18 protein-coding genes are annotated in these 16389 nt (G+C 69.0%); 14 read left to right on the forward strand and 4 right to left on the reverse strand.

The genetic code is table 11. The features are described 5' to 3' along the window. Positions 1 to 37 precede the first annotated feature (37 nt). A complete protein-coding gene (gene kefC / locus ASF94_RS04675) occupies positions 38 to 1939 on the reverse strand; it encodes a glutathione-regulated potassium-efflux system protein KefC (protein ID WP_056662320.1) in 1902 nt (633 codons plus the stop codon). 342 nt (positions 1940 to 2281) lie between these two features. Between kefC and ASF94_RS04680 the strand changes: the two genes are divergently transcribed. The 3 genes from ASF94_RS04680 to ASF94_RS04690 all read left to right on the forward strand — a co-directional run bounded on the left by ASF94_RS04680 (position 2282) and on the right by ASF94_RS04690 (position 4279). Next, positions 2282 to 2932 (forward strand): LysE family transporter, encoded by a 651-nt coding sequence (locus tag ASF94_RS04680; RefSeq protein ID WP_056662322.1) that lies wholly within the window; start codon positions 2282 to 2284, stop codon positions 2930 to 2932. Positions 2933 to 3108: 176 nt separating this feature from the next. After that, positions 3109 to 3729, forward strand: a complete 621-nt coding sequence (locus ASF94_RS04685) for a ParA family protein (RefSeq protein ID WP_056662326.1) — start codon at positions 3109 to 3111, stop codon at positions 3727 to 3729. An 85-nt stretch (positions 3730 to 3814) separates the two neighbouring features. Next, complete coding sequence (locus ASF94_RS04690; RefSeq protein ID WP_056662329.1) at positions 3815 to 4279, forward strand: MaoC family dehydratase; 465 nt, start codon at positions 3815 to 3817, stop codon at positions 4277 to 4279. A 51-nt stretch (positions 4280 to 4330) separates the two neighbouring features. Here ASF94_RS04690 and ASF94_RS04695 read toward each other — a convergent pair whose 3' ends face one another. Together ASF94_RS04695 and ASF94_RS04700 are read right to left on the reverse strand one after the other, a co-directional pair. Next, complete coding sequence (locus tag ASF94_RS04695) at positions 4331 to 4822, reverse strand: tRNA (cytidine(34)-2'-O)-methyltransferase (RefSeq protein WP_056662333.1); 492 nt, start codon at positions 4820 to 4822, stop codon at positions 4331 to 4333. Between the two features lie 262 nt (positions 4823 to 5084). Beyond that, complete coding sequence (locus tag ASF94_RS04700; protein ID WP_056662336.1) at positions 5085 to 5840, reverse strand: ComF family protein; 756 nt, start codon at positions 5838 to 5840, stop codon at positions 5085 to 5087. An 85-nt stretch (positions 5841 to 5925) separates the two neighbouring features. Here ASF94_RS04700 and ASF94_RS04705 point away from each other — a divergent pair, with 85 nt between their 5' ends. The 7 genes from ASF94_RS04705 to ASF94_RS04730 all read left to right on the forward strand — a co-directional run bounded on the left by ASF94_RS04705 (position 5926) and on the right by ASF94_RS04730 (position 12332). Then, positions 5926 to 6834 (forward strand): class I SAM-dependent methyltransferase, encoded by a 909-nt coding sequence (locus ASF94_RS04705; protein WP_056662339.1) that lies wholly within the window; start codon positions 5926 to 5928, stop codon positions 6832 to 6834. A 465-nt stretch (positions 6835 to 7299) separates the two neighbouring features. Continuing rightward, on the forward strand, positions 7300 to 8469 hold the full coding sequence (gene coxB / locus ASF94_RS04710; protein WP_056662344.1) for a cytochrome c oxidase subunit II: 1170 nt from the start codon (positions 7300 to 7302) through the stop codon (positions 8467 to 8469). Between the two features lie 37 nt (positions 8470 to 8506). Continuing rightward, positions 8507 to 10162 carry a cytochrome c oxidase subunit I gene (gene ctaD / locus ASF94_RS04715; protein ID WP_056662349.1) on the forward strand — a complete coding sequence of 552 codons (1656 nt, stop codon included), beginning with the start codon at positions 8507 to 8509 and terminating at the stop codon, positions 10160 to 10162. A 17-nt stretch (positions 10163 to 10179) separates the two neighbouring features. After that, positions 10180 to 10290, forward strand: a complete 111-nt coding sequence (locus ASF94_RS21705) for a cytochrome oxidase small assembly protein (RefSeq protein WP_235505264.1) — start codon at positions 10180 to 10182, stop codon at positions 10288 to 10290. A 172-nt stretch (positions 10291 to 10462) separates the two neighbouring features. Then, on the forward strand, positions 10463 to 11080 hold the full coding sequence (locus tag ASF94_RS04720) for a cytochrome c oxidase assembly protein (RefSeq protein ID WP_056662352.1): 618 nt from the start codon (positions 10463 to 10465) through the stop codon (positions 11078 to 11080). 10 nt (positions 11081 to 11090) lie between these two features. Continuing rightward, the gene (locus tag ASF94_RS04725) at positions 11091 to 11324 is read left to right on the forward strand and encodes a DUF2970 domain-containing protein (RefSeq protein WP_056662355.1); all 234 of its coding nucleotides are present in this window, start codon (positions 11091 to 11093) and stop codon (positions 11322 to 11324) included. 108 nt (positions 11325 to 11432) lie between these two features. Beyond that, positions 11433 to 12332: a cytochrome c oxidase subunit 3 gene (locus ASF94_RS04730; protein ID WP_056662358.1), complete on the forward strand. Its 900-nt coding sequence runs from the start codon at positions 11433 to 11435 to the stop codon at positions 12330 to 12332. A 91-nt stretch (positions 12333 to 12423) separates the two neighbouring features. On the opposite strand, the gene ASF94_RS04735 is transcribed toward ASF94_RS04730, so the two are convergent. After that, positions 12424 to 12648, reverse strand: coding sequence for a twin transmembrane helix small protein (locus ASF94_RS04735; protein ID WP_200933019.1), 225 nt, complete (start codon positions 12646 to 12648; stop codon positions 12424 to 12426). Between the two features lie 75 nt (positions 12649 to 12723). Here ASF94_RS04735 and ASF94_RS04740 point away from each other — a divergent pair, with 75 nt between their 5' ends. The 4 genes from ASF94_RS04740 to cyoE are packed head-to-tail and all read left to right on the forward strand — an operon-like array spanning position 12724 to position 16355. Then, entirely contained in the window at positions 12724 to 13515 is a 792-nt protein-coding gene (locus ASF94_RS04740; RefSeq protein ID WP_369818633.1) for an SURF1 family protein, read from the forward strand. Next, the gene (locus tag ASF94_RS04745; protein WP_056662367.1) at positions 13451 to 14215 is read left to right on the forward strand and encodes a hypothetical protein; all 765 of its coding nucleotides are present in this window, start codon (positions 13451 to 13453) and stop codon (positions 14213 to 14215) included. Before ASF94_RS04740 ends, ASF94_RS04745 begins: the two co-directional genes overlap by 65 nt. Next, entirely contained in the window at positions 14212 to 15438 is a 1227-nt protein-coding gene (locus tag ASF94_RS04750) for a heme A synthase (RefSeq protein WP_056662370.1), read from the forward strand. Before ASF94_RS04745 ends, ASF94_RS04750 begins: the two co-directional genes overlap by 4 nt. Further along, entirely contained in the window at positions 15435 to 16355 is a 921-nt protein-coding gene (gene cyoE, locus ASF94_RS04755) for a heme o synthase (RefSeq protein ID WP_056662372.1), read from the forward strand. The genes ASF94_RS04750 and cyoE overlap by 4 nt, the downstream gene beginning before the upstream one ends. Positions 16356 to 16389 lie beyond the last annotated feature (34 nt).

Genomic DNA, 16389 nt, shown 5'->3' on the forward strand with positions numbered 1-16389 from the left:
CAGGGCGCCGTCCCGGGGCTGGCTGCAACGTGCCCGTTCAGTGAGGTTCTGCGCTGACGGACGGTGCAGGCGCCGCCGTCTGCTGCGGTGCTTGGCCTGCCGCCTGCGCGCGTGCGGCTTCCTCCTCCTGCCGCTCCTTGGCCATCTGCTCCACCAGCTGCTGGCGCCCCTGCCGCGCCACGGCGATGAATTTCTCCTGGTCCTTGTGGTGCGGATACATGCGGTTGGCCAGCGAGATATTGTGTTCGCGGAAGCGGTCGGCCACCCGCTGCGCGTCTTCCGGCGCGAAGCCCATCAGCTCCAGCACGGTGCGCGCCGTCTTCAGGCTGGACTCGAACACCTCGCGCTCGACATGCTCCACGCCCAGGTCGCGCAGCGCGTTCCAGTGCGTCACGTTGCGGGCGCGGGCGACGATCCGCAGGTCGGGGAAATGTTCGCGCGCCAGCCCGGCGATCTTGAGCGACTGGTCGGCGTCGTCCACCGCGATGACCAGGATGCGCGCCTGCGCCGCCCCGGCGATGCGCAGCAACTCCAGCCGCGTGGCGTCGCCGTAGAACACGCGGTAGCCGAAGGTGTGTGCCACCTCCAGCATTTCGACGCTGTGGTCCAGCACCGTGGTCGGCACGCCCTGCAGCAGCATGGTCCGCGCGACGATCTGGCCGTAGCGGCCGAAGCCCGCGATGATGACCGGCGCCTCCTGCGGCTCCGACAGCTTGTCGGCGTCCGGCACCTCGGTCTTGAGCTGGGCGTAGCGGCGCAGCAGCACCCGGTCTAGCAGCACCAGCAGCAACGGCGACAGCAGCATCGACAGCGCCACCGCGCCGATCAGCAGCGACGCCGTCTCGCCGGGCAGCGCCCCGGCCGTGGCTGCCGCCTGGAACACCACGAAGGCGAACTCGCCGCCCTGCGCCAGCAGCAGCGTGAACACCGGCCGCTCCTGATAGGGCGTGCCCGTCACCCGCGCGAGCAGGTAGATCACCACGCCCTTGATGACCAGCAGGCCCACCAGCACCAGCGCCATCAGGCCCGGCGAACGCATCAGCACGCCGAAGTCGATGGACATGCCCACGGCGATGAAAAAGAGGCCCAGCAGCAGGCCCTTGAACGGCTCGATGTCGGCTTCCAGCTCGCGGCGGTATTCGCTGTCGGCCAGCAGCACGCCGGCCAGGAAGGCGCCCAGCGCCATCGACAGGCCCACCAGCACCATCAGATAGGCGATGCCCACCACCAGCAGCAGCGAGGCGGCGGTGAAGATCTCGGGCGTTCTGCTGCGGGCGATCCAGCGCAGCAGCGGGCGCAGCGCCAGCCGGCCGCCCAGCACGATGGCCGCCACCACGCCGACGATCTTGCCCGCCTCCAGCGCCATCTCGGCAGGGGTGTGGTGGGGCGCCGCGCCGCTGCCGCCGTCGCCCATGGCCGCCGCGCCCAGCAGCGGCAGCAGCGCCAGGATGGGGATGGCCGCCACGTCCTGGAAGAGCAGGATGGAAAAGGCTTTCCGACCGCTGTCGGTACGCATCAGATTGCGCTCGGCCAGCGTCTGCAGCGCGATCGCCGTGGAGGAGAGCGCCAGCCCCAGCGCGGCCACCAGCGCGGTCGACCATGCCACGCCGCAGGCCCAGGCGGCCAGCCACAGCAGCGCGGTGCAGCCCAGCACCTGGGCGGAGCCAAGCCCGAAGATGGGCCGGCGCAGCGCCCAGAGCCGGCTGGGCTGCAGTTCCAGCCCGACCAGGAACAGCATCAGCACCACGCCGAATTCGGCGAAATGCAGGATGTCCTGCACGTTGCTCACCAGCCCCAGCCCCCACGGCCCGATGGCGATGCCCGCTGCCAGGTAGCCGATGATGGCGCCCAGCCCCAGCGCGCGGGCGATGGGCACGGCCACCACGGCGGCGGCGAGATACAGAAATCCGTAATTGAGCCAGGCGGGGACGTGTTCCATGGAAGAGCAGGTGGTGGCGTGGGTGGCGATCCGCCGGGCAGGCGTCGGGACGGGTGTCGAATCAGGCGGTGGTACGCGGCCGGCGACCGACGACCGACGACCGGCAGAGCAGGGCGCAAAGCGCTTGAATCACGCCATTTTATGCTATAAATATAATAGCATTATGTGCTTGATTCACGGGCGCTGGAGCCCTATTTTGCATGGAATCGCGGCGGGCTGCGCCCACGGGCTGCAATCCTGGCCGTATCGGGCTGCCGGGGCGCCGCCAGGCCAGCGCGCCGGCCGCCCCTAGAATTCCCCTCGCCCGATCTCCGTCGCCCATTCCTTTCGCTCGACCCCCCCATGGACCTGCATACCTGGATCGCCTTTCTCGCCGCATCGTGCCTCATCGCCGTGTCTCCCGGTTCGGGCGCCGTGCTGTCCATGAGCCACGGCCTGTCCTACGGCGTGCGCAAGACCAGCGCCACCATCGCCGGCCTGCAGCTGGGGCTGCTGCTCATTCTGGTGATCGCCGGCGCCGGTGTGGGCTCGCTGCTGATCGCGTCCGAAATGGCCTTCAGCGCGGTCAAGGTGCTGGGCGCCTGCTATCTCATCTATCTGGGCTTCAGCCAGTGGCGCGCAGGAGGCAAGGCGGCCCTGGCCGGCCCGGAAGAAGCCGCGCCGGTGGCTGCCGGCTCCTGGCAGCGCCGGGCGCTGACCGGTTTCCTCACCAACGCCACCAACCCGAAGGGCATCATCTTCATGGTGGCCGTGCTGCCGCAGTTCATGACCGACGCCCGCCCGCTCTGGACGCAGTTGCTCGTCATGGCGGCGACCACCGTCGCGGTGGACCTGGCGGTGATGCATGGCTATGCCGCCAGTGCCAGCGCGCTGCGCCGCTGGATGCGCAGCCCGCGCGCCGCCCGCAACCAGAACCGCGTCTTCGGCGGCCTGCTGATGGCGGTGGGCGCGGGGCTCTTCTTCGTCAAGCGCGGCGGGCAGCACGCCAGCTGATTTGCTATGAAAAAGATAGCGTCTTGCGCTGGATGGGTGGGCGCAAGGGCTTGATGTGACCCGGATTCCCATGCCGGCCTCCCGGACTGTCACCGCCCGGCGCTACCATCGCCTTGCAGCCGCCGAGGGCTGCGCTCCCCGTGGTGGCTGCCACGCTTAGTTCCCAGGAGGTCCGCATGCCGGTGGTCGTTGTCGCCAATCCCAAGGGCGGCGTGGGCAAGTCCACGCTGTCGACGCAGATCGCCGGCCATTACGCCAGCCAGGGGCACGTCGTGATCCTGGGCGACGCCGACCGGCAGCGGTCGTCCCACCTTTGGCTCGGGCAGCGCCCGCCGCAGGCCCGGCCGATCGGGAAATGGGACGTGTCGCACGACCTCATCACCCGCCCGCCGCACGGCACCACCCACGCGGTGCTGGATACGCCCGCCGGCCTGCACGGCTGGCGGCTGAAGGACGTGCTCAAGCTGGCCGACAAGATCGTCGTGCCGCTGCAGCCCAGCGTGTTCGACATCTTCGCCACGCGCGACTTTCTGGACGAACTGGCCGGCCATCGCTACGGCGGACAGGCGCAGGTGGGCATCGTCGGCATGCGGGTGGACGCGCGCACGCTGGCGGCCGACCGGCTGCAGGAATTCGTGAGCGGGCTGGGCCTGCCGGTGCTGGGCTATTTGCGCGACACGCAGAACTACGTGCATCTGGCCGCGCACGGGCTCAGCTTGTTCGACGTGGCGCCCGGCCGCGTGGTGCGCGACCTGGAGCAGTGGCGGCCGATCTGCGACTGGCTGGACGCCGCGTAGCTGCGGCGCGGCGGGCGAGGCCAGGCCACCTGCCTTGTCGCCGGCTGGACACCGCCCGGCGCCGCCACGGCGCTAGAGTGGCCGCATGAAAACCTTCCAGAGCTATTCCGAGCTGGCCGCCTGCGTGGGCCAGGAAGTGGCCGTGACCGACTGGATCACGGTGACGCAACAGCAGATCGACCTGTTCGCCGAAGCGACCGGCGACCACCAGTGGATCCACGTGGACCCGCAGCGCGCTGCGCAGGGCCCGTTCGGCACCACCATCGCCCACGGGTTCCTCACGCTCTCGCTCATCCCGCGCTTCTTCGAGGCGGCCTTCACCATCGCCGGGGCCCGCATGGGCGTGAACTACGGCCTCAACCGAGTGCGCTTCATGGCGCCGGTGCCGGCCGGCAGCCGGGTGCGGGCCCGGCTGATGCTGATGGCGCTGGAACCCGCCGCGCCCGACGGTGTGCAGATGACCTGGCAGGTCACCATGGAGCGGGAAGGCGGCGACAAGCCGGTGTGCGTGGCCGAGTCGCTGGCGCGCAACTACGGCGCGGCGCCCTGAAAACCGCCGGGGCAGGGCCGCCCAAGGCGGAGGCTGCCTTCTGGATGGCGCTCAGGCGCCGTCGGCAGGCGCCACCGGGTTCTGCAGGAAACTGTTCTGCCGCCAGGCCTCGAACACCGTCACCGCCACGGCGTTGGACAGGTTCAGGCTGCGCTGGCCCGGCACCATGGGCAGCCGCAGGCGCTGCGCCGGCGGAAAGGTCTCGCGCAGCTCCGGCGGCAGCCCGCGCGTTTCGGCGCCGAACACCAGCCAGTCGCCCGCCCGGAAGCCCGTGTCGTAGACCGATTGCGAGGCGTGGGTCGTCATGGCGAACATGCGCGACAGATCGGGCTCTTCGTCGCGCAGCAGAGACGTCCAGCCGGCATGCCGGCGCACGGGCGTGTACTCGTGATAGTCGAGGCCTGCCCGTCGCATCAGCCGGTCTTCCATCGAAAAGCCCAGCGGCTCCACCAGATGCAGCGTGCAGCCCGTGTTGGCCGCCAGGCGGATCACATTGCCGGTGTTCGGCGGAATTTCGGGCTCGACGAGGACGATGTGGAACATGGCGCCATTCTCGGGCGCCGGCAGGCAGCGTGGCGGCGAAGGGGCTCATGTTAGGCAACAAAACGTTTCGCGGCGGGGAGTGCCGGGTCTCGCAGCCAGCGCGGCGCCGCCGAACCGGCATGGACGCGGTGCGCCATAACCCATCACCGCATCACCCCATCACCCCATCACCCCATCACCGCATCACCGCATCACCGCATCACCGCATCACCGCATCACCGCATCACCGCATCACCGCATCACCCGGTTCCAGCATGCACCATCACGCCGTGCGCGCCAGGACCAATCCGGTGATGTGCGCCACGCCCGCCTGCCTGAGCACCAGCGCCGCCGTCTGCAGCGTGGCCCCGGTGGTCATCACGTCGTCCAGCAGCACCACGCGCCGGCCGGCCAGTTGAGCGGCTGCCATCGGGTCCAGCGCGAAAGCGCCGCGCAGGTTGCGCAGGCGCTGGGCACGGGTCAGGCTGCTCTGGGCCTCGGTGGCGCGCAGCCGCAGCAGCCAGTCGCTGCGGGTGCGGGCCCGGTCCAGTTGCCGGGCCAGCAGCAGCGCTTGATTGAAGCCGCGTTCCCTCAGCCGCTCGGCCGACAGCGGGACGGGCAGCAGCCAGTCGGCCGCCTGCAGAGCCTGCTCCACACCCGGCGCGGACCGCAACCGGGCGGCCAGCGGCGCGGCCCAGCCCGGGTCGTGCTGGAACTTGAATTGCGCCAGCAGACCGGCCCACGGATAGCTGTAGTCCACCGCAGCCAGGCAGGCATCGAGCGGGGGCGAGTGGCGGATACAGCGGCCGCACTGCACGGCCTCCGGAGGCAGCGGCAGGGCGCAGTTGCGGCATCGGTGACGGGGCAGGGCGAAGCGGGCCACGCAGTCGCCGCAGAGGCGCTCGGCCGGCCACGCGTGGCAGACGGCGCACTGGCTCGGCACCGCAGGAATGCGCCGCGCCTGCAACGCCAGCCACGCCAAGGCCTGGCGCCAGCCGGCGCGGGCCTGGCATATCCCTTGGGGCAGCGAAGGGGGCATCGGCTCAATATACTCGCGCCCACCGGCCGCAACGGCCTGGGTCCGCCCTCCGGCTTCACGCCCCGTCCTCTGCGCCAGCGCTTTCATGTCCGACTCTCTGCCCCCCACCATCGACCCGGTTGCCGCGGCCCGCTGGCACGCTGACGCGCCGACCGAGTCTCCCTGGCTGCACGAGGAGATCGCCCGCCGCATGGACGACCGGCTGCAGTGGATTACCCGCCCGCCCGCATCCTGGTGCGACTGGGATCCGATGCGCGGCGGCCTGCAGGGCCATGCCCTGGTGCGCCAGCGCTATCCGCAGGCGCAGTGCCACATCGCCGAGACGTCCTCTCCGCGCGGCCGGGCGCTGGCCGAAGCGCATTTCGCCACACCCTGGTGGAACCCGTCGCGCTGGACGGGCCAAGCCCCCCGCCTGGGCGTGCCTGCCGATGGCAGCGTGCAGATGCTGTGGGCCAACATGGCGCTGCACATGGCGGCCGACCCGCAGGCGCTGATCGCCCGCTGGCACCGCGCCCTGGCGGTCGATGGCTACCTGATGTTCTCCTGCCTCGGGCCCGACACGGTCCAGGAACTGCACCGCGTCTACGCTGCCCTGGGCTGGCCGCCCGCCGGCCACGCCATGACCGATATGCACGACTGGGGCGACATGCTGGTGCAGGCCGGCTTCGCCGAGCCGGTGATGGACATGGAGCGCGTCACGCTCACCTTCGCCACGCCCGAGCGGCTGCTCGAAGAGCTGCGCGGCCTGGGCTGTAACCTGCACCCGCAGCGGTTTCCCGCCCTGCGCGGGCGCGGCTGGCGACGGCGGCTGGAACAGGCCCTGGCCGACCAGCTGGCCGATCCGGCCCAGGGGGGGCAGCTCGCATTGACCTTCGAGATCGTCTACGGCCATGCTTTCAAGCCGGCGCCGCGCGTGCGCATGAGCGACAGCAGCGCCGTGTCGCTGCAGGACATGCGCGCCATGCTGCACAGCGGCCGCGGCCCGGGCGGCTGAGGCGCCGCCCCGGGCCCCCGGGGCGCTCGCCCGGCACCGCGGCGGCGCGCGAAAGCCGGGCGGGCTACAATTTTGGCTTTTCCGCGCGCGTGGCGAGGGCCGCCCTGTTCATCTCCTGCGGGTCTCGACGGGGTGGGGATGCGCTCTTTCGCTCTCCCTCTCTTTGTCTGCGCGCCAGCGCATCACCAGCCGCCCGGTGGCATCGCGCCCCCGGGCGTTCCTACGTCGCCGCCACGCCACTGTCCCCGGGCTATTGCGTATTGCATTAGTCAGCGCGGGTGGGCATGCTCGCCCTCGGATGGAGACAAGCCGGTTTCATGTGGAGCCGGGCTCCCGGTGGGCGCAGCCAGCGGCCGCGCACCGGGTGTCGGCACGAGACGTTCGCATGGCCTTGCACGCAGCCTGACCCCACGCAGGCGCGGCAGGCAAGGGTCCAAATTGAGGCAGGGAAGTTAAGTGAGAACTATGAAGAGCATTTCCAAAACGCTGGCTTCTTTGCTGCTGGTGTCCACGGCGGGCCTGGGTGCCCTGGCCCATGCGGTGCAGGACCTGCCTGGCGGGCCTGCCGTGCGTCAGCTCAACCTGGCGCCGCCGGTCACGCGCATTGCCGAGGAGCAGCACTACCTGCACTGGATGATGCTCATCATCTGCACGGTGATCTTCGTGGGCGTGTTCGCGGTGATGTTCTATTCCATCTGGAAGCACCGCAAGTCGCGTGGCGCCCGCCCCGCGAACTTCCATGAATCGGTGGCGGTCGAGGTGGCGTGGACCATCGTGCCCTTCATCATCGTGATCCTCATGGCGCTGCCCGCCACCAAGGTGCTGGTGGCCCAGAAGGACACCACCAACGCCGACCTCACCATCAAGGCCACCGGCTACCAGTGGAAGTGGGGCTACGACTACATCACCGGCGAAGGCGAGGGCCTGGCCTTCATCTCCACCCTGGACAGCAGCCATCGCCAGATGTCCGACAGCGGCAAGGTGGCCGATGCGCCTCCCGACTACCTCCTCAAGGTGGACAACCCGCTGGTGGTTCCGGTGGGCAAGAAGATCCGCGTCATCACCACCGCCAACGACGTGATCCATGCCTTCATGGTGCCGGCCTTCGGCATCAAGCAGGACGCCATCCCCGGCTTCGTGCGCGACACCTGGTTCCGCGCCGAAAAGGTGGGCGACTACTACGGCCAGTGCGCCGAGCTGTGCGGCAAGGAGCACGCCTACATGCCGATCCATGTGAAGGTCGTCTCCGCTGCCGACTACACCCAATGGGTGGCGGACGAGAAGAAGAAGGCCGCCGCCAAGCTGGACGACCCCACCAAGGTCTGGACGCTGGAGGCCATGCTGCCGCGCGGCGAGAAGGTCTATGCCGCCAACTGCGCCGCCTGCCACCAGGCGAACGGCAAGGGCGCCGGCCCGATCAAGCCGCTGGACGGCTCGGCCATCGTCAAGGACGAAGACCACAGCAAGCAGATCCAGATCCTGCTCAAGGGCGCGGCTGGCGGTGCCATGCCGTCCTGGGCGCAGCTGAGCGACACCGATCTGGCGGCCGTGGCCACCTATACGAAGAACGCATGGTCCAACAAGACCGGCCAGCTGGTGCAGCCCGCCGAAGTCCTGGCCCAGCGCGGCAAGTGAGCCGAGCGCCCACGCCCCCAGCATTGAGGAAAACAAGATGAGCGCAGTTATCGACAACCATGCACCCGTGGGCGGCCACGTCCATGGCACGCACGACGCCGGCCATGACGACCACCATCACCATGCCACGCCCACCGGCTGGCGGCGCTGGGTGTTCGCCACCAACCACAAGGACATCGGCACGCTGTACCTGCTGTTCTCGTTCACCATGCTGATGGTGGGCGGGGTGCTGGCGCTGATGATCCGCGCGGAGCTGTTCCAGCCCGGCCTGCAGATCGTCAACCCCGAGCTCTTCAACCAGCTCACCACCATGCACGGCCTGATCATGGTGTTCGGCGCCATCATGCCGGCCTTCGTGGGCTTCGCGAACTGGATGATCCCGCTGCAGATCGGCGCGTCCGACATGGCTTTCGCGCGCATGAACAACTTCAGCTTCTGGCTGATGATTCCCGCGGCGATCACGCTGGTGTCGTCCTTCTTCATGCCCGGCGGCGCACCGGCCGCGGGCTGGACGCTCTATGCCCCGCTCACGCTGCAGATGGGCCCCTCGATGGACGCCGGCATCTTCGCCATGCACATCCTGGGCGCCTCGTCGATCATGGGGTCGATCAACATCATCGTCACCATCCTGAACATGCGCGCGCCCGGCATGACGCTGATGAAGATGCCCATGTTCGTCTGGACCTGGCTCATCACCGCGTACCTGCTGATCGCCGTCATGCCTGTGCTGGCCGGCGCCATCACCATGACGCTGACCGACCGCCACTTCGGCACCAGCTTCTTCAACCCCGCCGGCGGCGGCGATCCGGTGATGTACCAGCACATCTTCTGGTTCTTCGGCCACCCCGAGGTCTACATCATGATCCTGCCGGCCTTCGGCATCATCAGCCAGATCGTGCCGGCGTTCAGCCGCAAGAAGCTCTTCGGCTACGCCTCCATGGTGTATGCCACCTCGTCCATCGCCATCCTGTCGTTCATCGTGTGGGCGCACCACATGTTCACCACGGGCATGCCGGTCACGGGCCAGCTGTTCTTCATGTACGCGACCATGCTGATCTCGGTGCCCACGGCCGTGAAGATCTTCAACTGGATCGCCACCATGTGGCGCGGCTCCATGACCTTCGAGACGCCCATGCTGTTCGCCGTGGGCTTCATCTTCGTGTTCACCATGGGCGGCTTCACCGGGCTGATCCTGTCGATGGCGCCCATCGACATCCAGCTGCAGGACACCTACTACGTGGTGGCCCACTTCCACTACGTGCTGGTGGCGGGCTCGCTCTTTTCCATGTTCGCGGCCTACTACTACTGGGCGCCGAAGTGGACGGGCGTGATGTATTCCGAGCGCCGGGGCCAGATCCACTTCTGGGGCTCGCTCATCACCTTCAACATCACCTTCTTCCCGATGCACTTCCTGGGCCTGGCCGGCATGCCCCGCCGCTATGCCGACTACCCCATGCAGTTCGCCGACTTCAACATGGTGGCCTCCATCGGCGCGTTCGGCTTCGGCTTCATGCAGGTCTATTTCTTCCTGGCCGTCGTGCTGCCCGCCATGCGCGGCAAGGGCGTGCCCGCGCCGCAGCGTCCCTGGGAAGCGGCCGAGGGCCTGGAGTGGGAAGTGCCATCGCCCGCTCCGTTCCACACGTACGAGACGCCGCCCAAGCTCGACTCCTCGGCCACGCGGGTCATCGGCTGATCGCGGGAGTGATGCACATGGCCACGCCCGAGCAGAAGAAGTCCAACCTGCGCATGGGTCTCATCCTGGCGTCGATAGCGCTCGCGTTCTTCATCGGCTTCATGGTCAAGATGACGTGGTTGCAATGACGCACCCCCTGAGTCGCTGCGCGCCTTCCCCCTGCAGGGGGACGACGCCCGTGGCCCGGCGAAGCCGGTTCCACGGCGTCTGCTGGCGTGGCCTGCTCCGCGGCCGTCGCACGCAGGAGGCTGCGTGGGTGCCCCTGACGGTTTCCCTCGCGTGCGAAGAAGGGGCGATTCGGTGAGCCTGCGCCGCGAGAACTTCAAGATGGTGGGCAAGCTGGCCGTGATCTCGGCCGGCATGTTCGCCTTCGGCTACGTGCTGATCCCGATCTACAAGCACATCTGCGAGATGACCGGCATCAACATCCTGTCGCTGTCCGAGCGGCAGGTGCCGGGCAACGGCGTGGCGGGGCGCGATGTGAAGGTGCCCACCAACAGCCAGGTGGACACCAGCCGCACGATCACCGTGGAGTTCGACGCCAACGCGCGCGGCCCGTGGGACTTCAAGCCCGCGCAGCGGTCGATCCAGGTCCATCCGGGCGAGCTGACCACCGTGATGTACGAGTTCCAGAACATCCAGAACCGCCGCATGGCGGCCCAGGCCATTCCCAGCTATGCGCCGCGCCAGGCGGCTGCGCATTTCAACAAGCTGGAGTGCTTCTGCTTCAACCAGTACACGCTGGAGCCGGGCGAGAAAAAGGAGTGGCCGGTGGCCTTCGTCATCGACCCCAAGCTCTCCAAGGACGTGACCACCATCACGCTGTCCTACACCTTCTTCGAGGTGGGCGGCAAGACGCCACCCGCCCCGGAGTCCACCGCGGCCCTGCCCGCGACGGCCTTGCCGGCGGGTTCGTGAGCGATGCGCAATGAACGAGCAGCGCCCGCCGCCTCCCCCCGTCGGCCCCACACGCCGCAGCGGCTCGCTGCCGCGCACCATCCGCGCGGTGGCGTGGTCGCTCATCGGGCTGCGCAAGGGCGCCGAGTACGAACAGGACCTGCAGAAGATCAACCCCGTGCATCTCTTCATCGTCGGCCTGTTGGCGGTGTTCCTGCTGGTGGGGCTGCTGATTTTGCTGGTCAACTGGGTGGTGCGGGCATGACGGTGGCTGGCCATTTCGCCGGGGGCCGACAGGCTGGCCACCCGGCCCGCATCTTCCAGAAGACCTGTGGCAGGTCCAACAACAACGATTCGAGACTGAGGAGCTGACATGAGCGCATCCACCCACGGCACCACGCCCGCGACGCCCGCCACGCCGTATTACTACGTCCCCGCCGAGTCGCGCCACCCGGTGCTGGCGGCGGCGGGGCTGTTCTTCGTGATCCTGGGCGCGGCCCAGTGGATCAACGGCCACGACTGGGGCAAGTATTCGCTGGCGCTCGGGCTGGTCTGGTGGCTCTTCGTGCTCTACCAGTGGTTCCGCGATTCGGTGCACGAGAGCGAAGCCGGCCTCTACGGGCACAAGATCGATCTGTCGTACCGCTGGAGCATGAGCTGGTTCATCTTCTCGGAAGTGATGTTCTTCGGCGCGTTCTTCACCGCCCTCTGGTGGGCACGCGCGCATTCGATTCCGGCGCTGGGCAGCCTGGACAACGCCTTGCTCTGGCCCGACTTCAAGGCGGTCTGGCCCAGCATGGCAGCCGGCGCCACCGCCTCGCCCGCCGGCATCGTCGAGCCGTTCCAGACCGTGGGTCCGTTCTGGCTGCCCACCATCAACACCGCGCTGCTGCTGACCTCCGGCGTGACGCTGACCATCGCCCACCACGCGCTGCGGGAAGGCCACCGCGCCCGCACCGTCGCCTTCATGTGGGCCACCGTGCTGCTCGGCTTCGTGTTCCTGTGCGTGCAGGGCTACGAGTACTACCACCTCTACAACGACCTGAACCTGAAGCTCAACTCGGGCGTGTTCGGCTCCACCTTCTTCATGCTGACCGGCTTCCACGGCTTCCACGTGTTCATCGGCATGCTGATGCTGCTGTTCATCACGCTGCGGCTGCAAAAGGGCCACTTCACGGCAGAACGCCACTTCGGTTTCGAGGGGGCCGCCTGGTACTGGCACTTCGTGGACGTGGTGTGGCTGGGCCTTTACGTGCTGGTGTACTGGTTCTGAGCGACCCTTTCTCCCATGAAACAAGCGCCTTCAGGCGCTTTTTTCATGGGCGAGAGAAAACGAACGGTGCGGGCCTGGCCGCCGGCCCGCCTCAGCGGGGCGACGCCGGCAGGCCGGTGGGCTGCATGTAGCCCAGCTTCCACGCCGCGATCAGGCTGAGGAAGAGCACAATCGACAGCGCCACGCGCAGCGCCAGCGCTCCGGCCATGCGGCCACCGCGCGTCTTGTCGTCCCGGCCGTTGCGCATCATGAAGAACAACGCGGAACCGAGACTCGCCAGAATGCCGAGAAAAGCCAGCACCACTACGTATCGCATGCAGGGCATTATCCAGTGAACGTCGCCCAACGCACAGGGGGCGCACGGCTCGGCGCCCGTTTCTGGATCATCGCCGTGGCAGCCCTCGCCGCCGTGGTGCTGACCGCGTCACTCGGCCGGTGGCAGCTGTCCCGTGCGGCGCAGAAAGAGGCGCTGCAGGCCGCCATGGACGAGCGGGCCGCCCAACCGCCCGTGGGCGGGTCGGCCATCGCTGCCGCGGCCGGGGCTGCCACGGCGCCTGCCGGGCCCCCCGAGGCTGCCGCTGCCACGGCGGACCGCGTCCAGCCGCTGCTGCACCGCACTGCCGTGCTGCGTGGCCACTGGGTCACCGATGCCACCGTGTTCCTCGACAACCGCCAGCTGCAGGGCCGCCCCGGTTTCTTCGTGCTGACGCCACTGCGGCTGTCGGCCGACCCCGCCATCGCCGTGGTCGTGCAGCGCGGCTGGGTGCCGCGCGATTTCCAGGACCGGACCCGCTTGCCCCAGGTTGCCACGCCCGCCGGCGAGGTGAAGGTCACCGGGCGCATCGCGCCGCCGCCGTCCCGCCTTTACGAGCCCGGTGGAGCCGGCGCGGCCGAGGGGTCTTCCCGCATCCGGCAAAATCTGGACCTGGCCGCCTATGGTGCCGAACACCGCTTGGTGCTGGCGCCGCTTTCGCTGTGGCAGACCGGCGATGGCGGCGGCGACGATGCCGGCCCGCAGGGGCTGCGGCGCGACTGGCCCGCCATCGACAGCGGCGTCGCCAAGCATTACGGCTACGCATTCCAATGGTTCGGGCTCAGCGGCCTGGTGGTGATCCTCTATGTCTGGTTCCAAATCGTCCGACGCTTCCTTCGCCCACGCGGCGAGCCATCCGCCTGCCCCTGAGGCGGCGGGCGAAGCGCACCCGCTCGGGCTGACCGTGCACAGCCTGCCAGGCACGGCGGCGGCGCTGGACGAGGCCGAGCAGTCGCGCAAGGGCCGCTGGAAGATGATCGGCGTGATGCTGGTCTGCGCGGCGCCTGTCGTCGCCTCGTACTTCACCTACTACGTGCTGCGCCCCGAGGGCCGCCGCAACTACGGCGAACTGATCGAACCGCAGCGCGCCGTGCCGGAGCAGTCCCCCGTCACCGCGCTGGACGGCCGCCCCGCTGGCGTGCTGGGCCAGCTCAAGGGGCAGTGGCTGATCGTGAGCGTGGCGCCAGGCGCCTGTGCCGAGGCCTGTCGCAACCATCTTTACCTGCAGCGCCAGCTGCGCGAGAGCCTGGGCAAGGAAAAGGCCCGCATGGACTGGGTCTGGCTGGTGTCCGATACCGCTCCCGCGCCGGCCGACATCGCCCCCGGTCTGCAGACCGCGACGGTGCTGCGCGCCGACCCGGCCGCGCTGGCGCAGTGGCTGGCGCCCGCGCCGGGCCAGGCGCTGGCCGACCACCTCTACGTGGTCGACCCCATGGGCCACTGGATGATGCGCTTTCCCGCCGGCATGGACCGTGCCGGCGCCGCCAAGGCCAAGCGCGACATCGACCGCCTGCTGCGGGCATCGTCGTCCTGGGACCAGGCCGGCCGCGCGGAGGCGACCCGCCCATGACCGATGCCCAGCCGCTTTACGACCTGGCGCCGCTCTTGCGCCTGATGCTCCTGGGCGCTGTCATCGCCCTGGGGCCGCTCGCCTGGGTGTGGCTGCGCAACCGCCGCAGCACGCCGCTGCGCCGGCTGCAGGCGCTCACCGTGCTGACGCTGTTCCTCACTTTCGATCTGGTGCTGTTCGGCGCCTTCACCCGCTTGACCGATTCCGGCCTGGGCTGCCCCGACTGGCCGGGCTGCTACGGCAATGCGAGCCCCGTGGGGGCGCATGCGGAAATCTCGGCCGCCCAGCAGGCCATGCCCACCGGCCCGGTCACCCACGGCAAGGCCTGGGTGGAGATGATCCACCGCTACCTCGCCACCGGGGTCGGCGTGCTCATCATCGTGCTCACCGTCGGGGCCTGGCGGCAGCAGCGCGCCGCCCGCCGTGCGAACGGCCCGCCGCCGCCGCCGCTCAGCGCCTGGTGGCCCACCGCCACGCTCGTCTGGGTCTGCCTGCAGGGCGCGTTCGGCGCGCTCACCGTCACGATGAAGCTGTTTCCAGCCATCGTCACGCTGCATCTGATCGGGGGCCTGGTGCTGCTGGCCCTGCTGTGCGTGCAGGCCGTGCGGCAGACGCAGGCGGCGCTGGGCACGTCGCCCGCGCCGCTGCGGCCTGTGCTGCGCCGCCTGCTGTGGGCCACGCTGGCGCTGGTGACGCTGCAGGTGGTGCTGGGCGGCTGGGTGAGCACCAACTACGCCGTGCTGGCCTGCACCACCTTCCCCACCTGCCAGGGCAGCTGGTGGCCCGACATGGACTTTGCGCACGCGTTCCAGGTCTGGCGTCCACTGGGGCTGCTGCAGGACGGCTCCAGCATCAGCTTCGCCGGGCTCACCGCCATCCATTACATCCACCGGCTGGCGGCCTATGTCGTGCTGGCCACGCTGGCCTGGCTGGTCTGGCGCCTGCGCCGCGACCAGGTGCTGCGGGCGCCGGCCCGCTGGCTGGCGGCGCTGGCGCTGCTGCAATTCGCCACGGGCCTGTCCAACGTGGTGCTGGACTGGCCCCTGGTGGCCGCCGTACTCCACACCGGCGGCGCCGCCGCGCTGATCGTGGTGCTGACCTGGGCGCTGAGCGCCAGCCGCACCCAGGGCGCCTGGGCCACCGGTCTTCCTTCACCCTCCGGCGCGGACACCGCGCCCGGGCGGACCACAACGTCCACCCACGCCCCGAGAGCTTCCGCATGAGTGCAGCCCCCGCCCCCGCGCCCGCCGCGCCGCCGGCGATCACCCTGACGTCGCGCTGGTCGCAGTTCTACGCGCTGACCAAGCCGCGCGTCGTGCAGCTGATTGTCTTTTGTGCCTTCATCGGCATGGTGCTGGCCGTGCCCGGCCTGCCGGACGCCGGCCAGTGGACACGCATGGCGCTGGCCTCGGCCGGCATCTGGCTGGTGGCGGGCGCCGCCGCGGCGTTCAATTGCGTGGTGGAGCAGGGCATCGACGCACGCATGAAGCGCACCGCCTGGCGGCCCACCGCCAAGGGGGAGCTGTCGAACACGCAGACGCTGCTGTTCTCCGCGGCGCTGTGCGCGGCGGGCTCGGCGCTGCTCTACGTGATGGTCAACCCGCTGACCATGTGGCTCACCTTCGCCACCTTCGTGGGCTACGCAGTGATCTACACCGTGGTGCTCAAGCCGCTCACGCCGCAGAACATCGTCATCGGCGGCGCCTCCGGCGCCATGCCGCCGGTGCTGGGCTGGGCCGCGATGACGGGCGAGGTCAGCCCGGAAGCGCTGATCCTCTTTCTCATCATCTTCCTGTGGACGCCGCCGCATTTCTGGGCGCTGGCGCTCTACCGGGTGGAGGACTACCGCCGCGCCGGCCTGCCCATGCTGCCCGTCACGCACGGCAACGAATTCACGCGCCTGCAGGTGTTCCTCTACACGCTGATCCTTTTCGCGGGCTGCCTGATGCCCTTCGTTTACGGCATGAGTTCCTGGATCTACCTGGCTGCCGCCGTGGTGCTGGGCCTGGGCTTCTGCGGCTACGGCTTCGCGCTGTGGCGCAACTACTCCGACGCGCTGGCGCGCAAGACCTTCCGTTTCTCGCTGATCCACCTGAGCCTGCTGTTCGCGGCGCTGCTGGTGGACCACTACGTGCTCTAAGAACGTGTTTACGATCCCCTGCGAGATCGTAAAC

The organism is Acidovorax sp. Leaf160 (assembly GCF_001424265.1).
In the GTDB taxonomy this organism is placed as follows: domain Bacteria; phylum Pseudomonadota; class Gammaproteobacteria; order Burkholderiales; family Burkholderiaceae_C; genus Paracidovorax.

Bases quoted from the DNA above. Each gene is read 5' to 3' on its own strand.
- ASF94_RS04705 (WP_056662339.1), top strand. From the start codon at position 5,926: ATGTCCGACTCTCTGCCCCCCACCATCGACCCGGTTGCCGCGGCCCGC.
- ASF94_RS04725 (WP_056662355.1), top strand. From the start codon at position 11,091: ATGAACGAGCAGCGCCCGCCGCCTCCCCCCGTCGGCCCCACACGCCGC.
- cyoE (WP_056662372.1), top strand. From the start codon at position 15,435: ATGAGTGCAGCCCCCGCCCCCGCGCCCGCCGCGCCGCCGGCGATCACC.
- ASF94_RS21705 (WP_235505264.1), top strand. From the start codon at position 10,180: ATGGCCACGCCCGAGCAGAAGAAGTCCAACCTGCGCATGGGTCTCATC.
- coxB (WP_056662344.1), top strand. From the start codon at position 7,300: ATGAAGAGCATTTCCAAAACGCTGGCTTCTTTGCTGCTGGTGTCCACG.
- ASF94_RS04695 (WP_056662333.1), bottom strand. From the start codon at position 4,822: ATGTTCCACATCGTCCTCGTCGAGCCCGAAATTCCGCCGAACACCGGC.
- ASF94_RS04680 (WP_056662322.1), top strand. From the start codon at position 2,282: ATGGACCTGCATACCTGGATCGCCTTTCTCGCCGCATCGTGCCTCATC.
- ASF94_RS04730 (WP_056662358.1), top strand. From the start codon at position 11,433: ATGAGCGCATCCACCCACGGCACCACGCCCGCGACGCCCGCCACGCCG.
- ASF94_RS04685 (WP_056662326.1), top strand. From the start codon at position 3,109: ATGCCGGTGGTCGTTGTCGCCAATCCCAAGGGCGGCGTGGGCAAGTCC.
- kefC (WP_056662320.1), bottom strand. From the start codon at position 1,939: ATGGAACACGTCCCCGCCTGGCTCAATTACGGATTTCTGTATCTCGCC.
- ASF94_RS04750 (WP_056662370.1), top strand. From the start codon at position 14,212: ATGACCGATGCCCAGCCGCTTTACGACCTGGCGCCGCTCTTGCGCCTG.
- ASF94_RS04735 (WP_200933019.1), bottom strand. From the start codon at position 12,648: ATGCGATACGTAGTGGTGCTGGCTTTTCTCGGCATTCTGGCGAGTCTC.
- ASF94_RS04700 (WP_056662336.1), bottom strand. From the start codon at position 5,840: ATGCCCCCTTCGCTGCCCCAAGGGATATGCCAGGCCCGCGCCGGCTGG.
- ctaD (WP_056662349.1), top strand. From the start codon at position 8,507: ATGAGCGCAGTTATCGACAACCATGCACCCGTGGGCGGCCACGTCCAT.
- ASF94_RS04745 (WP_056662367.1), top strand. From the start codon at position 13,451: ATGTCTGGTTCCAAATCGTCCGACGCTTCCTTCGCCCACGCGGCGAGC.
- ASF94_RS04690 (WP_056662329.1), top strand. From the start codon at position 3,815: ATGAAAACCTTCCAGAGCTATTCCGAGCTGGCCGCCTGCGTGGGCCAG.